The organism is Maribacter forsetii DSM 18668 (assembly GCF_000744105.1).
GTDB classification, from domain to species: Bacteria; Bacteroidota; Bacteroidia; order Flavobacteriales; family Flavobacteriaceae; genus Maribacter; species Maribacter forsetii.
On the sequence record NZ_JQLH01000001.1, the window covers coordinates 3,679,601 to 3,698,331 of the forward strand.

Genomic DNA, 18,731 nt, shown 5'->3' on the forward strand with positions numbered 1-18,731 from the left:
CAGATAGGCCTTGTCAAGTAAAACACTAATTATAATTCTTTTATCCCGAAATGAAGCTGTTTTAAGTCGTTCCAAAAATCTGGATAAGACTTTGAAACTACTTCTGCATCATTCACAAAAAGAGTAGTTTTCATAGCCAATGGAGCAAAAGCCATAGCCATTCTATGATCGTTATAGGTATCTATAGCTATATCTTCCAGAATGCCTACAGATGGTATTATAGTCAACGTTTTATCTGTTACGGATATGTTTGCTCCTAATTTAGACAGTTCTGTATGCAAAGCCTCTAAACGATCCGTTTCTTTGATCTTTAACGTGTGCAGTCCGGTTAAATAACAACCTACCCCCAAACCAAAGCAGGTAACCGCAATTGTTTGGGCTATATCTGGAGCATTTGCCAGATTAAACTCATTCTTAGCTTCTATCTTTTTATCGGTCTTCTTTAAGGTAACCGTATTATTGCCAAAAGTAGTCTCCACACCAAATGAAGTATAAATACTGGCAAGTACGCTATCTCCCTGAAGACTCTTCTGCTTGTATGCAGATAACGTGATTTCAGTACCCGGAGCGGCAAGTGCACAAATTCCATAAAAATAAGATGCTGAACTCCAGTCAGATTCAACCACCAATGTTGTTGGCTCTACTTTTGCTTTTGGCGATACTTTAATCTTATTACCTTCAAAAGAGGTTTCTACACCTATTTCTTCAAGCAATGCCAAGGTCATTTTTATATAAGGTACCGATGTAATTTTACCGACCAGTTCTAATTCCAATCCGTTTTCTAAACTTGGTGCAATTAACAATAAAGAAGAAATGTACTGACTGCTCACATTTGCAGGTAAACTTACTTTGTCTTTTACTAAACGTTGCCCTTTTATTTTTATAGGTGGATAACCTTCATCTTGAAAATAAGAGATTTCTGCCCCTAAGGTTCTTAATGCTTCTACAAGTATTTTTATAGGTCTTTCGGTCATTCTTTTGGATCCCGTCAACACCACTTCTTTACCTTCTTGAGAAGAGAAATATCCGGTTAAAAAACGCATGGCCGTACCAGCATGATGAATATCTACCGTACCTTCTGAAATTTTCAATCCCTTTGCCATTACCTGGGCATCATCGGAGTTTGAAATGTTCTCAATATTTATATCGGGAAATAATGCGGATAATAATAAACTACGGTTAGATTCACTTTTAGAACCCGTAATAGTTATGGTATCATTAAGCTCTGTATTCGATGGACCAGTTAGGTGAAGTTTCAATGCGTGTGATTTTAAAATAGAGCGACAAATATACGTCTATTTCAACTTTTTATTGTTGTGATGACGGTCATGATCACGCTTTGTTTTTAAATCTAACTTTTTATCAAAAGCTTGTTGCAAATCGATACCTGTTTGATTTGCCAAACACAGCACTACAAACATTACATCTGCTAATTCTTCGCCCAGATCTTTGTTCTTATCAGACTCTTTTTCACTTTGCTCACCGTAACGTCTTGCTATAATTCTAGCAACCTCCCCTACTTCTTCTGTAAGCTGCGCCATATTGGTAAGCTCGTTAAAGTAACGAACGCCGTGTTCCTTAATCCAATTATCAACTTCTAGTTGTGCGTTTTTGATGTTCATTAATCTTTATTTTTTGTATCAATTATTATAGTTACTGGTCCATCATTCAATAATTCTACCTTCATATCTGCACCAAATATTCCCGTGCCTACTTTTTTGCCCATTTTAGATTCCATAGTGCTAATAAAAGCTTCGTACAATGGTGTAGCTACTTCTGGTCTTGCGGCTTTTATATAAGACGGGCGATTCCCTTTTTTTGTACTGGCATGCAACGTAAATTGACTAACTACAATAGCATCACCATTCGTATCTAAAAGCGAAGTATTCATCACTCCGTCATCATCATTAAATATTCTAAGGTTGACAATTTTATTCGTAAGCCAATCGATATCAACTTGTGTATCCTCATTTTCGATACCTAAAAGAATTAGTACTCCACCTTCAATTGTACTTATTTTAGCACCTTCAACCGTTACACTTGCTTTTGAAACTCTTTGCAGTACTACTCTCATTTTTTATCGTCGTGTATATCAACCCTATAATTTTCATCTTCACCTTTTATCATCTGTAAGTAACTATTATACCTGCTCCATGCTATATCTCCAGCATCTAAAGCGTCTTTAACGGCACATTTTGGCTCGTCTACATGAATGCAGTTATTAAACTTACAGTCTTGTTTCAGTTCAAAAAACTCTGGAAAATAGTTTCCTATCTCCTCCTTTTCCATATCTACAATACCAAAACCTTTAATACCGGGCGTATCTATAATTCTAGCATTAAAACTAAGATCGAACATTTCCGCAAATGTGGTGGTATGCTGACCTTGTGCGTGTTGTTGAGAAATTTGTTTGGTCTTAATATCCAAATCAGGCTCTATCGCATTTACCAACGTTGATTTACCAACACCGGAATGACCAGAGAACATAGAGGTTTTACCTTTCATCATTTCTTTGACCTTATCTACATTCTTACCTGTAGCCGCAGAAATACCAATACAGGTATAACCTATATTACGATATAAGGCCGCCAAAAACTTAATTTCATCCAATTCTTCTGGCTCATATGTATCTACTTTATTGAAAAGTAATACTACAGGAATCTCATATGCTTCGGCTGTAATTAAAAATCGATCTATAAAAACAGGGTATGTAGGCGGATTGTTCAATGTTACCAATAGAAAGACTTGATCTAAATTGGCAGCTATGATATGGGTCTGTTTAGAGAGGTTGACCGACTTACGTATAATGTAGTTTTTACGATCTTCTATTTCATGTATAATACCGTTTGTATCATCGCCAATGGTCTCAACATCAAAGCGAACGCTATCACCAACAGCAACAGGATTCGTACTTTTTATTCCTTTAATTCTAAACTTCCCTTTTATTCTACATTCATAGAAATCACCATTTTCTGCCTTAACAGTGTACCAACTACCCGTAGATTTATAAACAATTCCTACCATTTACCCAAAAATCCTTCCATTTATACAAAGTAACTGCTTTAAATATAAAAATTAACATAAATTTGAATTTAGAACTATAACATTAAATAACAACCAAAATCAAGAAAATGAAATTCATTAAAAAATCATTGCTGATGTTAGCTTTATCAGCATTCACTTTTGGCGCGGCCCAAGAAACTATTACCAACGAATCTGTAGTACAAATGGTTGAACTAGGTTTCGACGATTATATGATCATAGATAAAATAAACACTTCGGATGTTAAATTCGATGCTTCTATTTCCGCTCTAGGCGCTATGAAAAATGCAGGGGTTTCTTCTGAAATATTATCCTTGATCATGGATAAATCAAAACAAAACACAAAATCTAAAACTGGTATTTACTATGCCGATGCTAGCGGTGAAGATAAATTAATACAACCAAGTGTATTCTCTGGTTCAAATTCTAACCAAGTGGCGCAGAAATTGGTATCTGGATTGATCAATTCTAAAAAGAAAGCTCAGTTACCTAAAACACAATCCAACAATGTAATTCGCCAAAGCAGACCAGAATTTACGTTCATCTTTGACCCAAGTGTAACTCAAGTGGACAACATGCAAAACAACCAAGGTGGAGATACCGGTATCTTTAACTGGTGGTTTAGAATGGCAAGTAATCCTAACGAGTTTGTTTTGGTTAAACTTACCGTTAAAGAGAAAAAGAATCTTAGAGAGGTAATTACAGGTAAAAGTAGCTGGATCACTAGCAGCAGTGGTATAGATCCTAAATATGCACTAAATTTTGCTATTGAGGAAATTGAAGGTAACAAGTTTAAAGTTACGCCAGATTCTTTAGAGCCAGGTGAGTATTGCTTTATCTACCAAGGCCAAGTACCTCAAGGTAGAGAGAACCAATCGGTTTTTGATTTCTCTATTCAATAGAAACAAAACATAATTTTATAGGTAGTAGTCCCGATGCTTTTAGTATCGGGACTTTTTTTTGACTACTGGTTTTCTGGTATATCTACGTAAGGGTTTCATATTATTTTACAATGATATAAAGAGCATTTCTTTGTATTCTTCTTTTTACATTTTACTTTCAATGCTCATTAATTAATCTATTTAGAAGAAACACTAACATGAAAAAAATCATTTTATTTAGCTTTTTTGCCCTTATGGGAATCACCACAATTACAGCACAGGAATACAAGGTCATTACCAGCGTTGAATCTATTGTACCTAGCGGATTAGGTAGATCCAGAATTATAGATGCCAATGCCGATAGAGATTTTAAGGAATTTACATCTGAGCAGACCGAAGATGACAATACACGAAACAAATCTAAACGTGGAGATATTAGGGTTAAGGATTTTGAAGAAACCAAATTGCTTAACTTTTATAATATTGCAGGAATTCGTTTTCAGAACATTGCAGCAAATGATGCCCTTATCTCTTCCAAACTGAGTGATATGGCACAAAATGGATGGGAACTTGTTTTTGTTACCAGCGGAGTTGAAGCAGATGCCGGTAATACAGACGGACAAGGTATTTTCATTACCCGATACATCTTTAAAAGATAAAACTAATTATCATAAAAAAAGCCCGGTTTATACCGGGCTTTCTATTATTATCTACTTGAGTTTATTGGGCTAAATTAATCTCAACACGTCTATTCTTCTGCCTACCATCTTTATACATGTTCGTGGCAATTGGTTTGCTTTCCCCATAACCTACGGCTGTTAACCTAGCCGCAGAAATACCTCCATTAATTAAAAATTGTAATACGGCTTGTGCCCTCTTCTCAGATAATTTCTGATTAGTAGTTTCTGAACCTATACTATCCGTATGACCTTCAATGGTGAAATTAGCATTAGGATATTCATTTAAAATACTAATGATATCTACTAAAACAGGTGTGGATTCATCTTTAAGTGTAGATTTACCCGTGGTAAATAAGATTGTTTTTGCATACTCGTTCAATGATTTTTGAACCTCAGCGGTAACCACAGGCTCTGGACAACCCTTATTAGCTACTGTTCCCATTTCATTTGGGCACTCATCATCTTTATCTAAAACAGAATCCCCATCAGAATCTGGCCAAGGGCATCCGCTGTTTTCTAGTGGACCAGCTTCATCAGGACATTGATCTTCATTATCCATTATGGAATCACCATCACTATCAATCCATGGACAACCGTTATTTTCAACTGGTCCTGCTTCATCTGGACATTGATCTTCATTATCCAAAACAGAATCTCCGTCCGTATCTCCCCAAGGGCAACCGTTGTTTTCTATTGGACCTGCTTTTTTTGGACAACCATCTTCTTTATTTGGAATACCGTCTCCATCAGAATCTTTAGGCTGACCATAATAAACAGGCACTTTTAATCCTGCGTATACATCCGCTCCTTGAATTTCATTTCTTGTAAATGTAGAAATCAATGAACCAGATCCAATATATAAAGGTCCGGCACGTAACCCTGCACCTATTTGCATACCACTATACTGATAGCTACTCACAGGTAAATAAAAACTGAACCACTTACTTTCAAAACGAGGGGTCAAAGAAAATACATTTGCAGTTCTAAGGTTATTCTCACCTGCAGAACGCATAGACAAATCTGTATTGAAGTTTAAATAAAAATGATTTTTAATATTCCAATCTGCATTAAAATGTAATGCCGTTGGCAAACCTGCCTTTAAATCTTCTGTAGCTTGTGTGAACGTATATAAATTCTGAAGATCATCTGAATCTTCAATATTATCATAATCGTCTTGTGTAATGGTATTATTGATATTATAGGTATCTACCAAACTACCTTTGTAATTTACCGAACCAACATCTGTTAGTGACAAACCAAATTTAAGCTTGTACTTGTTTTTATCTTTCATCACGGTTTTTTCTCCGTCAGCACCCGTTACCACATAATCTTCATAATCTGGTCTCCATTCATACACGAAACCAAGATCGAATCCGAATCCGCTTGCATCTGGCACTTCATAATCATAATTATCATCATCATAGTCATCTGCACGACCATAGATTAAATCGCCGGTAGACTCTAAGGTTCCAATAGTGGAACTGTCTGGTAACGTAGCACCATCGGCATCATAATCTATGGTTACGTTTCTACCAGATACGTAGGCATTACCAAAACCTTTAAGATACTTAAATGAAAGGCCTCCTTTTAGAAAATGCTCTTCATTATTCATTAACTCTTGTGCATAGGTAAGACCAACTTCTGCCCAGCCATGTCCAGATGCAAAAAAATCTCCTTCGTTTACTATAAAATCTTGACTTTCATCAATGCTATCATCAAGGTCATCAATACTTTCACCGTTAAATTCATTTCCGGTAACAAAGGTTCTTGCCCTGGTAAAAATGGCAATGGAAGATTTCTTGCCTATATTAAACATAAATGACGGTCCTAGGATATCTACATTTCCGGAAAAGTTATTATTATCAGATAATGTCAGAATAGCGTCTGTATCATAATCAAAATCACTTGAAACTAAATTCGAATACCCTACACCTACATAGTCATTGGCAAGAAAAGCACTTGCACCCACTAAATTTATATCGGTTTTAAACCGAGAATCAGCGATATTCGCCGGGTTGGAGATTACACTGTTTACACCACTGTAATTATCGGTCAAAAAGCCTACATAAGATTGTGCTTTTACCGCAAATGATGCAATCAACATGATAGCAACTAATACTATTTTCTTCATACTTTTGGTTTGGTTAAAATGGTTCTTTAGTCCCCTAACGATTCATTATAATGGTTATTGTTTAGATGTAATCTTTTTCTTACTTATTAAAAATGAGCCATAAAAAAAACATCCGCATATTACGGATGTTTTGTTTTTATAAAGTTAAGCTAACTTTAAGCGTTTACTATCTTCTCTTGGTGGTTGATAGACTCTTGGTGAATAGCCTTGAACATACGAAGAACAAACTCTTCACTAAGTCCTTTACTTTCCCCTTCTAGAATCATTGCCCCTAGAATCTGATTCCATCTATTTGACTGAAGTACCGCTACGTTTTTTTGCTTTTTAAGTGCTCCAATACCGTCAGATACTTTCATTCTTTTACCCAATGTCTCAATTAATTGATTATCGATGATATCAATTTGAGCTCTTAGGTTACTTAATTCTGAATTGTATTCCGCTTCTGGATCACTTTCTTTTCTAATTCTAAGATCTCTCATGATTTGAACCAATTTCTCCGGCGTAACCTGTTGTGCAGCATCACTCCATGCGTTATCTGGATCGTGGTGCGTTTCAATCATCAATCCGTCAAAATTCAAATCTAAAGCAGTTTGAGATACATCAAAAATCATATCACGCTTACCTGTAATATGCGAAGGATCGTTTATTAATGGAAGATCAGGGAACTTGTTCTGAAATTCAATCGCTACTTGCCATTCTGGTATATTTCTATACTTTGTTTTCTCGTATGTAGAAAAACCTCTGTGTATTGCACCTAATTTTTTTATACCTGCAGTATGCAATCTTTCGATACCACCTAACCATAAAGCTAAATCTGGATTTACCGGATTTTTTACCAATACAATCTTGTCTGTCCCCTGTAAAGCGTCTGCCAATTCTTGCATTATAAAAGGACTAACGGTTGATCTTGCACCAATCCACAATAAATCGATATCATGTTCTAATGCCAACTCTACGTGCGCACGGTTTGCAACCTCCGTAGCTGTCTTTAAACCTGTTTCTTCCTTAACTTTCTGTAGCCACTTAAGACCTAAAGCACCAACACCTTCAAAATTTCCTGGGCGAGTACGAGGTTTCCATATACCAGCTCTGTAATAGTTTACATCGGTATCTTTTAGAGAGTGTGCTATACCTAACACTTGTTCCTCTGTTTCCGCACTACATGGCCCTGCTATTACTAGTGGATGGTCAAGGTTTAAATCATCCAACCATGTTCTCATTTGTTTTGAATTTTCCATTTTTACTTATTCTATTTCTTGTTTAACGGTATTTCTTTTTAATATTCCTTTAATCTTATTCGTATTATTCATTTCATTATAAATGCCCTCGTAATCATCTTTCTGCAACATTTCTTTAAATGCCGTAAGATTTTGAATGTACTCTTCCAATGTCTCTACCACATTCTCTTTATTCTGTTTAAAAATTGGTGTCCACATGGCCGGCGAACTTTTTGCCAAACGTACCGTACTTTCAAATCCACTACCCGCCATATCAAAAATATCGCGTTCGTTTTTCTCTTTCTCTATCACCGTTTTACCCAACATAAATGAACTTATGTGCGATAAATGTGATACGTAAGCTATGTGCTTATCATGAGCCACAGGGTTCATATAGCGAATTCTCATACCAATAGCTTGAAAAACTTTCAAAGCTCTTTCCTGAAGCTTAAATGCAGTTAGTTCTACCTCGCAAATAATATTGGTCTTGTCTTTGAACAAATCATGTATTGCCGCTGACGGACCAGAAAATTCTGTTCCTGCAATAGGGTGACACGCTAAAAAATTTCTTCTCTTTGGATGATTTTCCAACACCTTACAGATTAAAGATTTGGTTGATCCCACATCAAAAACTACGCAATCTTCATGTACAGCATCTAATATAACCGGAAGCTCTGTAACCATAACATCAACCGGTATACTTACAATGACCATATCCGCTAATTGTAAATCTTGATAGGTGGCTTTTTGATCAATAATGCCCAAGGACAATGCCTCTTCTAAATTTGATGCATTGGATTCTATGCCATAAACGGTAACATTGTCGACTGCCGACTTTATGTCTTTCGCTAAAGAACCACCTATTAAACCGATACCTATTACAAATACATTCATCACACTAAAATCTTGCGATTGCTTCTTTTATTTTATCTTCTGAAATACAAAGTGAAAAGCGAATATAGCCTTCGCCATTACTACCAAATATGGTACCTGGAGTAATAAACAGGTCTTTGGTATACAATACATTATCTATAAATTCTTCTGACGTTGTACTACCTTCCGGTAATTTTGCCCAAACGAACAAGCCAACAGCATTTCTATCATATGTACAACCTAATTTGTCTACCAGTTGATAAATCAATTCTCTTCTTTCATTATATACCGTGTTCAAATCAGCAAACCAATCATCACTACTCTCCAATGCCGCTATGGCACCTTTCTGAATTCCGTAGAACATACCAGAGTCCATATTACTCTTCACCTTTAAAATAGCATTGATATGATCTTCGCTACCCAAAACAAAACCAACACGCCAACCTGCCATGTTAAATGTTTTGCTCAATGAATTAAGCTCTAAACAAACCTCTTTTGCATTAGGTATACTTAATATACTTGCCGGTTCAGCATTTAAGACAAAACTATAAGGATTGTCATTTACCAAAAGTATTTCATGCTTTTGAGCAAATTCCACCATTTTTACAAACTGTTCTTTTGTAGCCGTAGCACCAGTTGGCATATGTGGGTAACTTAACCACATGATCTTTACCCTAGCTAAATCTTGCTTTGCCAGTTCTTCTAAATCTGGAAACCATCCATTTTCTTCGGTCAGATCATAATATGCAGGTACTGCACCTACCAATTTCGTAACCGATGTATATGTAGGATAACCAGGGTTTGGAATTAAAACCTCATCGCCTTCATTTAAAAATGCAAGGCTAATATGCATAATACCCTCCTTTGAGCCCATTAAGGGTAAAATCTCGGTATTTGGATCAGCATCAACCCTGAATTTCTTCTTATAGAAATTTGCGATAGCTGCTCTCAACTGTGGCAAACCTTGGTAGCTTTGGTATTGGTGGGCACCGTTTTCTAATACCGCATCCTGTATTGCATTCAATACTTCTTTAGACGGAGCTAAATCTGGACTACCAATACCCATATTTATAATAGGCTTACCTTGTGCCATTAAGCCACGTACCTCTCTCAACTTTTTTGAGAAGTAGTATTCCTGTACGGTATTTAACCTTTCAGCGGTACGTATCATTGTCTTACATTTTTATATTCACCCAAAATCTTAAAGTCCTCTGCCATGATGTTCAACAGACTTTTCGCCTTTGTAAAATCTGCATATTCGGCAAAAGTTACATCCACAAAAAATGCATATTTCCATGGTGTTTCTATTACCGGTAATGACTGTATTTTTGTCAAATTCAATCTACAATCGCTCATAACATTAAGCACAGCCGCCAAACTTCCCCTTTTATGGTCGGTTATAAACCGTATAGAAGCCTTAGTAATTTCAGCCTCTGGCAACGCATTGTTTTTTGTCTTTACAATGATAAAACGAGTAGCATTATTTTTAATAGTCTGTATGTCGCTCGCTACGATGTCCAACTCATATAATTCTGCAGCTACATTTGGTGCAATGGCAGCTACATGCTTTAATTTTTGCTCTTGTATGCGCTTTGCCGTTTCTGCCGTATCAACATCTTCCACAAGTTTAATGTGCGGATATTGCCTAAAATATTCTTTACACTGCAACAAAGCCATAGGGTGAGAACTAACCTCTGTTATATCTTCTATTTTCTGCCCTTGTAACACCATTAAATTATGATGAATATTCAAATAATACTCGCCAATAATATGTAGGTTATTATGGTTGACCAATGCATAATTCGGTATTATTGAACCTGCAATACTATTCTCGATAGCCATAATACCTTGATCCGCTTCATTAGACAATAACTTGTCTACCAAAGCATCAAAAGAAAGGCATTCTACCAACTCGATATCATCACCAAAACAATCTTTAGCTACCTGATGATGGTTACTTCCTTTAATTCCCTGTATGGCTATTTTTAAACTCATAATTCACATTTCAACTTACCGCAAAACCCTTCTACTACGTTCAAGGTGATTTCAATTTTTGAACAAAAAAAAAGTTCCGATACATATCGGAACTTAGATTCTATTTTATTTTTAAAATATACTACAACAGTCCCGTACCTCTCTTAAAAAAGAAGTAAAAATAAAAACCGTTCCAGAAATATTGTTTTGTCATTGTGCTTGTAAACTTTGGCTAATGTAGTAATTATATTTAAAAATGGTTGTTTTCCGTTTTATTTTTTTAAAAAATTCTATTTCTATCTCAAAAAACGAAGGTTTTGTGTTAAAAATTAGACAAACCCCTTTTCATAAACCGAAACACCACTCCATTAGGGATAGACAAAACTCAAAAATCAACCTCATCAAAAAAACAATCTATTATTGCATCTAGCTCTTCTTGTATTTTAGGATCTGTACAATTAACAAGAATTGAAAAAACAAGTTGCTCTTTAGGGTAGACAAAGAAATTAGCATACCCTCCTACTCCGTTACCAACATGCCCAAAGAACTTTCTACCTTTTGCATCTTCGCTTACCTGCCAACCTAAACCGTAGTACGTAGAATTACCAGCTACTTGTTGAGCCCTTAAAAATTGATCCAGAATAGTCTCTTTGACTTTAACTTTCTTATCTAGAAATGCTTGTCCGAATTTTGCGATATCCTCTGACGTAGACAAATAACCACCGCCAGCTAATTTGTAAAAATTATCTACAGGTATCGCCTTTCTAAATCCTGAAATGCTCTTTGTGTAAAATGCAGTAACACGGTTTTGTTCTTTTAATGCGGAAATATGATTTACCCCAAGAGCATCAGAATTTTTACTACTGCTCTGTGAGTCTGACTGGTAATAACATTGGGGACAATAAGTAGAATTCATCCCTAGCGGATTCAGCACCTTCTCTTGCACATATTCCTCAAACGGAATTCCGCTTGCTTCTTGTATTGCTGCAGAAATCATTGCCCAGTCAAAACTATTGTACAAATATTCGGTACCTGGTTTGTATACCAAAGGATCATCTTTAAATATCTTAAGACCCTGTTTGATGGATAATGGTTCGTTCAAACCATATTCCTTGCCTTTATAAACACGTATACCTGCGGTGTGACTAGCTAATTGGCGAATGGTAAAATCCCATTCTTTCTTAGGGTAATCTGGAAGGTAAGTATAGTAAGACTCATCTAAATCAATAAGCCCTTCTTGTACCATATGTGCTAAAGCTGTAGCTGCAATAGGCTTTGAGACACTAGCAATTCTAAAAATAGATTTTTTAGGGTCTATATACTGTTTCTCGCCAATGTTGGCATTCCCATACCCTTTTTGGAAAACTGACTTTCCCTCTTTTAAAACCGTAATTGCAATTCCGGGTACTTTATCTTCTATTATTAATTGTTGAAGTAAATAATCTACTTTTACCAATCCTGTTAACTCAGTATCATCCGCCAAAATACGTTTAGCAGCAAACACGTTTTTTAGATATTTGAGTATAGGATTCATTCCACAAAGATCAAGCGTCCGTTATACAATTCTTCAACATCCACTGTTGCCGGTCGGTTAAAACTCTGTAGGTCTCCTGTACCTCTTAAAACTCCGGTTAAACTTTCTTGCGGATTCACTAAAATATCATTTGAACCTCTATGGTTAAAATTTACCCGCTGGGTTATCAGTTCTTCTGCCTCTACCCTAGAATCACCTGCCGCAATACTTATATTAAAGCTATCTGCGCTACCCTTTAACTTGAAATATGATATTCCGTTGCTTGTTATACTTAAACTAGAAACGTCTAATTCTAAATTGAATTCCCCATCTGTAGTTTCCGCTTCTGGATCTGTAAAACTTTCTGATAGCAAGCTTAAACTTTCAAAAGCCAGCACTCCGTCACTTTGAACAGGAAAACCGGTACTACTACGAATACTGGTTAAATTTGGAGTGGTCACATAAACTACCGTGGTTCCATAATCACGTACATAATTACAGTCATTTGTATCTGTCAATAACAATTGTTCATCATCCACAACCGCAGCTACTTCATTACGTAAATTTTCACCAGTTTCAATTTCTACTTTTTGTGTATCTCCTTGTTTAATAATTAGAGTTACGTTCTCAAAAACTGTTATTGAAGAGAACTCGGCAACCGAAACTTCTTGTCTCGTAATCTCACCAGTACTTTGAAAACAATCCGAAGCATTTTCAGAATCGCAAGAAACAAATAGGGAAACCAAAATTACCATCAAGACTATAAGGTCTCGACTGCGCTCAATCAGACAACTAAGTGAATTATTTATCATTTTTATCATCTTATAATCGTATTCCTATCCCGAATTCTACTGCTTCTGCTTTTGCTCCGTGAGATTTTAAGGTAACTGCCCCAAATATCTTTTCTCCAAAATAACGTTTTAGCCCTACACGTAAATATGTACGCCCCTCAAAATCAAATGGATAATACACATAATATCCGAATTGCGAAACTACCGAAGTTCGATTTATGAACAACTCATGTCCAGCAAATATTCCTACTCTTTTATAATCGTCATCTGCAGCAACACCATTTTCTGGAAAAGCTATACTTTGATAGCGAATCAACTCCTTTAAAAAATTAGAGAAATAGGCATCTACCCCAAATTGTAACGCACTTTTTCTTCCCACTCTTTTATCCGCATAGGCAGAGAGTACAACAAAACCATACTGTCCAGAATCAATAACATCACTTTCGTTTATACCTGTTCTTAAAGCAAAATTATAACGTAAAGGCTCTGTTATTTTTTCTTTTTCTCGATGTATATATTCTATTTCTTTGCCTCCATCTAAATCGTATACCACTCCGGCATTGAAAGCCAAGGTATTGGTAGAGGTATTAGGAGCTCTAAAATTAGCATTTGAATAATGTATTAAAGAGATACCTGCTTTGAGTCCTAGCCCTTTAATAATATTCTCCTTATGATAATTGAACATTAAATACGTAGAACTTAATACATCTGATCCGTATGCGTTATTTCTAAAATTGGTTACTTTATCATACGGGTTAGTAGCATAAGAGACCCCTTGCCCAACGCGAAGCTGCACATTACGCTTAAAAAGATAAAAATTATAATGCGCGTAGAGTCCGTAATTATCACCTAGTGTGCTATTATTAGAATTCTGATAAATGAAAGAGTATCCAAAATCAGGATAATTATATAACTCCTCCCATGCATTTAAACCATAGGTTTTTCTATTGTAACTCAAAATTACACCCGCAGGGTGCGAAGTGATTAAATGCGAAATATCTGGATTATGTAAAATTATAGACCCGTAAAACTGACTAGCATCAAGGGTATACTTTTTTTGCTCACCAGATTCTTGTGCGAAACAACAACTTACTGAAATCAGTAAAATGGATAGAAACTTAAAATTCATTGGGGGCAAAAATAAGTACTAAGTACGAAGTACCATGTACAAAATACAAAGTTCTTTCCTACAAATTATGTATTTACAAAAGTAACAATGTCACCTCGAGTGAATTTATGAGGTACCAAGAAATTTTTATAGAGAAGATCTCATGTTCCAAAGGTTCTCGGTACATTTTTACATCTCCGTTACTCTACGATATAAAAACACTCGAACTGATTATTTAGTTATCCAAATCTAGAACAACGCTTCCGCTATCGCCTTAATATTATCAGATTTCCCCATTGAGTAGTAATGCAAAACAGGTACACCAGCAGCTTTCAGCTCTCTAGATTGCTGAATTGCCCATTCAACACCTACTTTTCGCACATCTTTGTTTGTTACACAACCATCTACCGCTTCTATCAAATCTTGCGGCATATCAATTCTAAATACCTGTGGTAATAATTGCATATGTCTTTTAACTGCAATAGGCTTTATACCCGGAATAATAGGTACGCTAATACCCATACTTTTTGCGGCTTCTACAAACTCAAAATACTTTTTATTATCGAAGAACATTTGTGTTACTACATAATCGGCACCTGCATCTACTTTCTCTTTCAATCGTTTTAAATCTGATTGTAATGAAGGTGATTCCAAGTGCTTTTCCGGATAACCCGCCACACCTATACAAAAATCACTGCAGTGTTCGCTTTCTATGGTTTCATGCAGATACTTACCACAATTCAACTCTTGAATTTGTTTTACCAAGTCAATCGCAAAAGGGTGTCCGCCATCGGTAGGTTCAAAATACTTTTGCTCGCTACGGGCATCACCACGTAAAGCCATTACATTCTGTATGCCTAAATAATGACAATCTACCAACATGTACTCGGTCTCTTCTTTAGTAAAACCTCCACAAATAACATGAGGTACCGTATCAACATCATACTTATGCTGTATAGAAGCACAAATACCCACTGTACCTGGTCTCATACGTGTAGTTTTCTTATCTAAAAGTCCTTCTTTCTTAATATAGATAGTTTCTTCACGAGATGTGGTCACATCAATAAATGGAGGTTTAAATTCCATTAACGGATCAATATTATTATACAATTCTTGAATATTCTTACCCTTTACCGGAGGCACTATTTCAAATGAAAAAAGTGTCTTTCCGTTTGCATTATTGATATGGTCTGTTACTTTCATTTCTTATATTTTCACTCTTATTTGGAGAGCAAACCTTAAATAGGTATTAATACTTAATTATATTCTTTGGGCGTTCGGGCGGGCTTTCAGCTATATTTTTTCTATTTAAAAACTTTAGCAAAACTTCATCCTCACTGCTAAAATAGAAAAAGATGCCGCTTCTATCCCTAACGCATTAATCAACTATATTCGGCGCTAGCCATCTTTCGGCATCCCCTAATGGTATGCCTTTTCGTTCTGCGAAATCTTTTACCTGATCGTCTTTTATTTTTCCTAACCCAAAATAACGTGCTTGCGGATTTCCAAAATAATATCCACTTACAGATGCTGCCGGCCACATAGCCAAACTATCCGTCAGTTCAACACCAATAGTCTCTTTCACTTTTAAAACATCCCAAATGGTCAATTTCTCTAAATGATCAGGACAAGCAGGGTACCCTGGTGCAGGACGAATTCCCTTGTATGATTCCTTAATTAAATCTTCATTGCTCAACTCCTCATTTGAAGCATAGCCCCAGTGTTTCAGACGGACTTCTTTATGTAAATATTCCGCAAAGGCTTCTGCCAATCTATCTGCAAGAGCTTTAACCATAATGGAATTATAATCATCTAAATCGGCTTCATATTTCGCCGCTAATTCTGCAGTACCAAAACCTGTAGACACACAGAAGCAACCCATATAATCTTGTTTCCCTGATTCTTTAGGTGCTATAAAATCCGCCAGGGCATAATCTGCCACACCTTCTCTACGCTCCAATTGTTGGCGTAAGGTTCTAAAAGTGTAGCTCTCTTTCGCTTCGGCTCCGTTCAACGACCCAGTATTCTCATCTAGATTGGAGCTTATGTCAACTAAAATATCGTCATCGTTGACGGAGTTTGCAGGAAAGAGTCCAAAAATACCTTTTGCCTTTAATTTCTTCTCAGAAATTATCTTGCTCAGCATCTCTTGGGCGTCTGCGAATAAATCTACTGCTTGTTCTCCAACAACCTCATCGGTCAATATTGCAGGGTATTTTCCATGCAGTTCCCAACTTCTAAAAAATGGAGTCCAATCTATATATGGTACTAGAATATTTAAATCTAAATCTTCTATTACTTGAATCCCAAGCTTATTCGGTTTTACGATTCCTGAAGTTTCCCAGTCTATTTTAAACTTATTTCTACGGGCCGCAGAAATCGATTTATACGTTTTACTTGATGAGCGATTTAAGAACTTCTCACGAAATATATCGTAATCATCTTTAATGCTTTTCTTATAACCATTAGAAGTTTCTTTCTGCAGTAAATCTCCCACTACAGTAACCGCTCTAGAGGCATCATTTACATGAACTACCGCTTCTTTGTATTGTGGATCAATTTTTACCGCAGTATGTGCCTTACTGGTTGTTGCCCCACCAATTAGCAATGGAATCTTAAAGTCTTTACGTTCCATTTCCTTTGCCAAATGCACCATTTCATCCAAAGAAGGCGTAATCAATCCGCTAAGCCCTATAATATCCACATTGTGTTCTATGGCTGCGGCAATTATTTTTTCAGGAGGTACCATAACTCCCAAATCAACAATCTCATAATTGTTACATGCTAGTACAACACCCACAATATTTTTGCCGATATCATGGACATCACCCTTTACAGTTGCCATTAATATTTTACCTGCATTGTCAGAATCACCTACCTGCGGATTCAACAACTTTTCTTCTTCAATATATGGCAATAAATAAGCTACCGCTTTTTTCATTACACGGGCAGATTTAACCACTTGTGGCAAGAACATTTTTCCGCTTCCGAATAAATCACCTACCACGTTCATACCGGTCATTAAATTACCTTCAATGACCTCAATAGGTTTATCTGCAGCAGCTCTAGCTTCTTCTACGTCTTCAACAATATATTGGTCAATACCTTTTACCAAGGCACGTGTAATCCTATCTTGTAATGGCTCTTCCCTCCATGAAAGATCTATCTTACTTTCTTTAGTTTTCCCAACTACAGATTCTGCAAAATCAAGCAATCGCTCGGTTGCATCGTCTCTTCTATTTAAGATAACATCTTCAACACGCTCCAATAAATCTTTAGGAATATCATCGTATACCTCTAACATACTTGGGTTTACAATACCCATATTCATACCAGCTTTTATTGCATGATATAAGAAAACCGAGTGCATTGCCTCACGAACCGGGTTGTTACCCCTAAAGGAGAAAGAAACATTACTTACCCCACCACTTACACTGGCATGTGGCAAATTTTCACGTACCCAACGCGTAGCTTCTATAAAATCGATGGCATTCAGTTTATGCTCATCCATACCTGTGGCTACAGGAAATATATTTAAATCGAAAATAATATCCTCTGGTGCAAAATTCACTTTGTTCACCAAAACATCATAAGAGCGTTTTGCTATTTCAATTCTACGGTCATAATTATCTGCTTGACCTACCTCATCGAATGCCATAACTATGACTGCGGCACCATATCTTTTTATCAGCTTGGCATGATGTATAAACTGTTCTTCACCCTCTTTTAAACTAATGGAATTAACCACACATTTACCCTGAACTACTTGCAGACCCGCCTCAATGATTTCCCATTTAGAGCTATCTATCATTATAGGTACACGAGAAATATCTGGCTCAGAAATAACAAGATTCAAAAATTTAACCATGGCTTCTTTACCATCGATCAATCCGTCATCCATGTTAATATCAATGACCTGTGCTCCATTCTCTACCTGCTCTCTAGCAACTGCCAATGCCTCTTCAAATTTCTCTTCTTTTACAAGACGTAGAAACTTTTTTGAACCAGCAACGTTTGTCCGTTCACCAACGTTTATGAAATTCGTTTCTGGGGTGACTATTAAGGGTTCAAGACCTGATAACTTCAGGTATTTAGTTGTCGGTTGACCGTTGTCAGTTGATGGTTTTTTTGAAATACTTCCAGACATTATTTGGTCTTTTTATAGTAATTGATAAACCCATTAATGAGTTTTTTACATTTTAAAATTTGCTTCGCAATGGATTCAAAATCTTCTTTAATCAAATATTCTTGATCCAAAGCAATGAATAGCTGAGTTTCCAATTCATATAGAGAACCTCTAGAAATGTGTAAAAACTGGATAGTATCTGCTGCTGTTCTTCTTCCACATCCTTCAGCTATATTTGACGGAACTGAAACAGCACAACGACGTATCTGATTTGTCAACCCATACATTTCAACTTTAGGAAACTGCTGAGAAACTTTATATATCAAATTCGCCAAAATCCTAGATTCTTTCCACACTTCTAATTCTGTATATTCCATTCAGTTACTATTTACTGA

General features: G+C 36.2%; 17 protein-coding genes. 2 read left to right on the top strand and 15 right to left on the bottom strand.

Translation table 11 applies throughout. From position 1 onward, the window contains the following. Nucleotides 1-29: 29 nt before the first annotated feature. Genes aroA through rsgA form a run of 4 tightly spaced genes read right to left on the bottom strand, consistent with a single transcriptional unit; the run spans nt 30 to nt 3,024 of the window. Entirely contained in the window at nt 30-1,259 is a 1,230-nt protein-coding gene (gene aroA / locus P177_RS15680; protein ID WP_036156249.1) for a 3-phosphoshikimate 1-carboxyvinyltransferase, read from the bottom strand. 36 nt (nt 1,260-1,295) lie between these two features. After that, entirely contained in the window at nt 1,296-1,622 is a 327-nt protein-coding gene (locus P177_RS15685) for a nucleotide pyrophosphohydrolase (RefSeq protein ID WP_036156250.1), read from the bottom strand. After that, on the bottom strand, nt 1,622-2,074 hold the full coding sequence (gene dtd, locus P177_RS15690) for a D-aminoacyl-tRNA deacylase (protein ID WP_036156252.1): 453 nt from the start codon (nt 2,072-2,074) through the stop codon (nt 1,622-1,624). Before dtd ends, P177_RS15685 begins: the two co-directional genes overlap by 1 nt. After that, nucleotides 2,071-3,024, bottom strand: coding sequence for a ribosome small subunit-dependent GTPase A (gene rsgA, locus P177_RS15695; protein ID WP_036156254.1), 954 nt, complete (start codon nt 3,022-3,024; stop codon nt 2,071-2,073). Before rsgA ends, dtd begins: the two co-directional genes overlap by 4 nt. A gap of 107 nt (nt 3,025-3,131) precedes the next feature. Between rsgA and P177_RS15700 the strand changes: the two genes are divergently transcribed. Continuing rightward, a complete protein-coding gene (locus tag P177_RS15700; RefSeq protein WP_036156256.1) occupies nt 3,132-3,944 on the top strand; it encodes a hypothetical protein in 813 nt (270 codons plus the stop codon). A 197-nt stretch (nt 3,945-4,141) separates the two neighbouring features. Next, nucleotides 4,142-4,582 carry a hypothetical protein gene (locus tag P177_RS15705; RefSeq protein WP_036156258.1) on the top strand — a complete coding sequence of 147 codons (441 nt, stop codon included), beginning with the start codon at nt 4,142-4,144 and terminating at the stop codon, nt 4,580-4,582. A gap of 61 nt (nt 4,583-4,643) precedes the next feature. Here the strand turns inward: P177_RS15705 and P177_RS15710 are convergent, their stop codons facing one another. The 11 genes from P177_RS15710 to P177_RS15760 all read right to left on the bottom strand — a co-directional run bounded on the left by P177_RS15710 (nt 4,644) and on the right by P177_RS15760 (nt 18,713). Continuing rightward, on the bottom strand, nt 4,644-6,734 hold the full coding sequence (locus P177_RS15710; RefSeq protein WP_036156260.1) for a DUF5723 family protein: 2,091 nt from the start codon (nt 6,732-6,734) through the stop codon (nt 4,644-4,646). Between the two features lie 155 nt (nt 6,735-6,889). Next, a complete protein-coding gene (locus P177_RS15715; protein WP_036156262.1) occupies nt 6,890-7,972 on the bottom strand; it encodes a bifunctional 3-deoxy-7-phosphoheptulonate synthase/chorismate mutase type II in 1,083 nt (360 codons plus the stop codon). Between the two features lie 6 nt (nt 7,973-7,978). Then, nucleotides 7,979-8,845: a prephenate dehydrogenase gene (locus tag P177_RS15720; RefSeq protein WP_036156264.1), complete on the bottom strand. Its 867-nt coding sequence runs from the start codon at nt 8,843-8,845 to the stop codon at nt 7,979-7,981. 4 nt (nt 8,846-8,849) lie between these two features. Beyond that, nucleotides 8,850-9,995, bottom strand: coding sequence for a pyridoxal phosphate-dependent aminotransferase (locus P177_RS15725; protein ID WP_036156266.1), 1,146 nt, complete (start codon nt 9,993-9,995; stop codon nt 8,850-8,852). Further along, entirely contained in the window at nt 9,992-10,819 is an 828-nt protein-coding gene (locus P177_RS15730; protein ID WP_036156268.1) for a prephenate dehydratase, read from the bottom strand. The genes P177_RS15725 and P177_RS15730 overlap by 4 nt, the downstream gene beginning before the upstream one ends. Before the next feature lie 364 nt (nt 10,820-11,183). After that, nucleotides 11,184-12,332: a serine hydrolase domain-containing protein gene (locus P177_RS15735; RefSeq protein ID WP_036156269.1), complete on the bottom strand. Its 1,149-nt coding sequence runs from the start codon at nt 12,330-12,332 to the stop codon at nt 11,184-11,186. Then, nucleotides 12,329-13,123: a head GIN domain-containing protein gene (locus P177_RS15740; protein ID WP_157486594.1), complete on the bottom strand. Its 795-nt coding sequence runs from the start codon at nt 13,121-13,123 to the stop codon at nt 12,329-12,331. The genes P177_RS15735 and P177_RS15740 overlap by 4 nt, the downstream gene beginning before the upstream one ends. A 10-nt stretch (nt 13,124-13,133) precedes the next feature. Continuing rightward, nucleotides 13,134-14,231: an acyloxyacyl hydrolase gene (locus tag P177_RS15745; protein ID WP_036156273.1), complete on the bottom strand. Its 1,098-nt coding sequence runs from the start codon at nt 14,229-14,231 to the stop codon at nt 13,134-13,136. A 228-nt stretch (nt 14,232-14,459) separates the two neighbouring features. Beyond that, nucleotides 14,460-15,413 (bottom strand): methylenetetrahydrofolate reductase [NAD(P)H], encoded by a 954-nt coding sequence (metF, locus tag P177_RS15750; protein ID WP_036156275.1) that lies wholly within the window; start codon nt 15,411-15,413, stop codon nt 14,460-14,462. Between the two features lie 175 nt (nt 15,414-15,588). Beyond that, entirely contained in the window at nt 15,589-18,357 is a 2,769-nt protein-coding gene (gene metH / locus P177_RS15755) for a methionine synthase (protein WP_084684715.1), read from the bottom strand. Beyond that, nucleotides 18,357-18,713: a four helix bundle protein gene (locus P177_RS15760; RefSeq protein WP_036156277.1), complete on the bottom strand. Its 357-nt coding sequence runs from the start codon at nt 18,711-18,713 to the stop codon at nt 18,357-18,359. Before P177_RS15760 ends, metH begins: the two co-directional genes overlap by 1 nt. Nucleotides 18,714-18,731 lie beyond the last annotated feature (18 nt).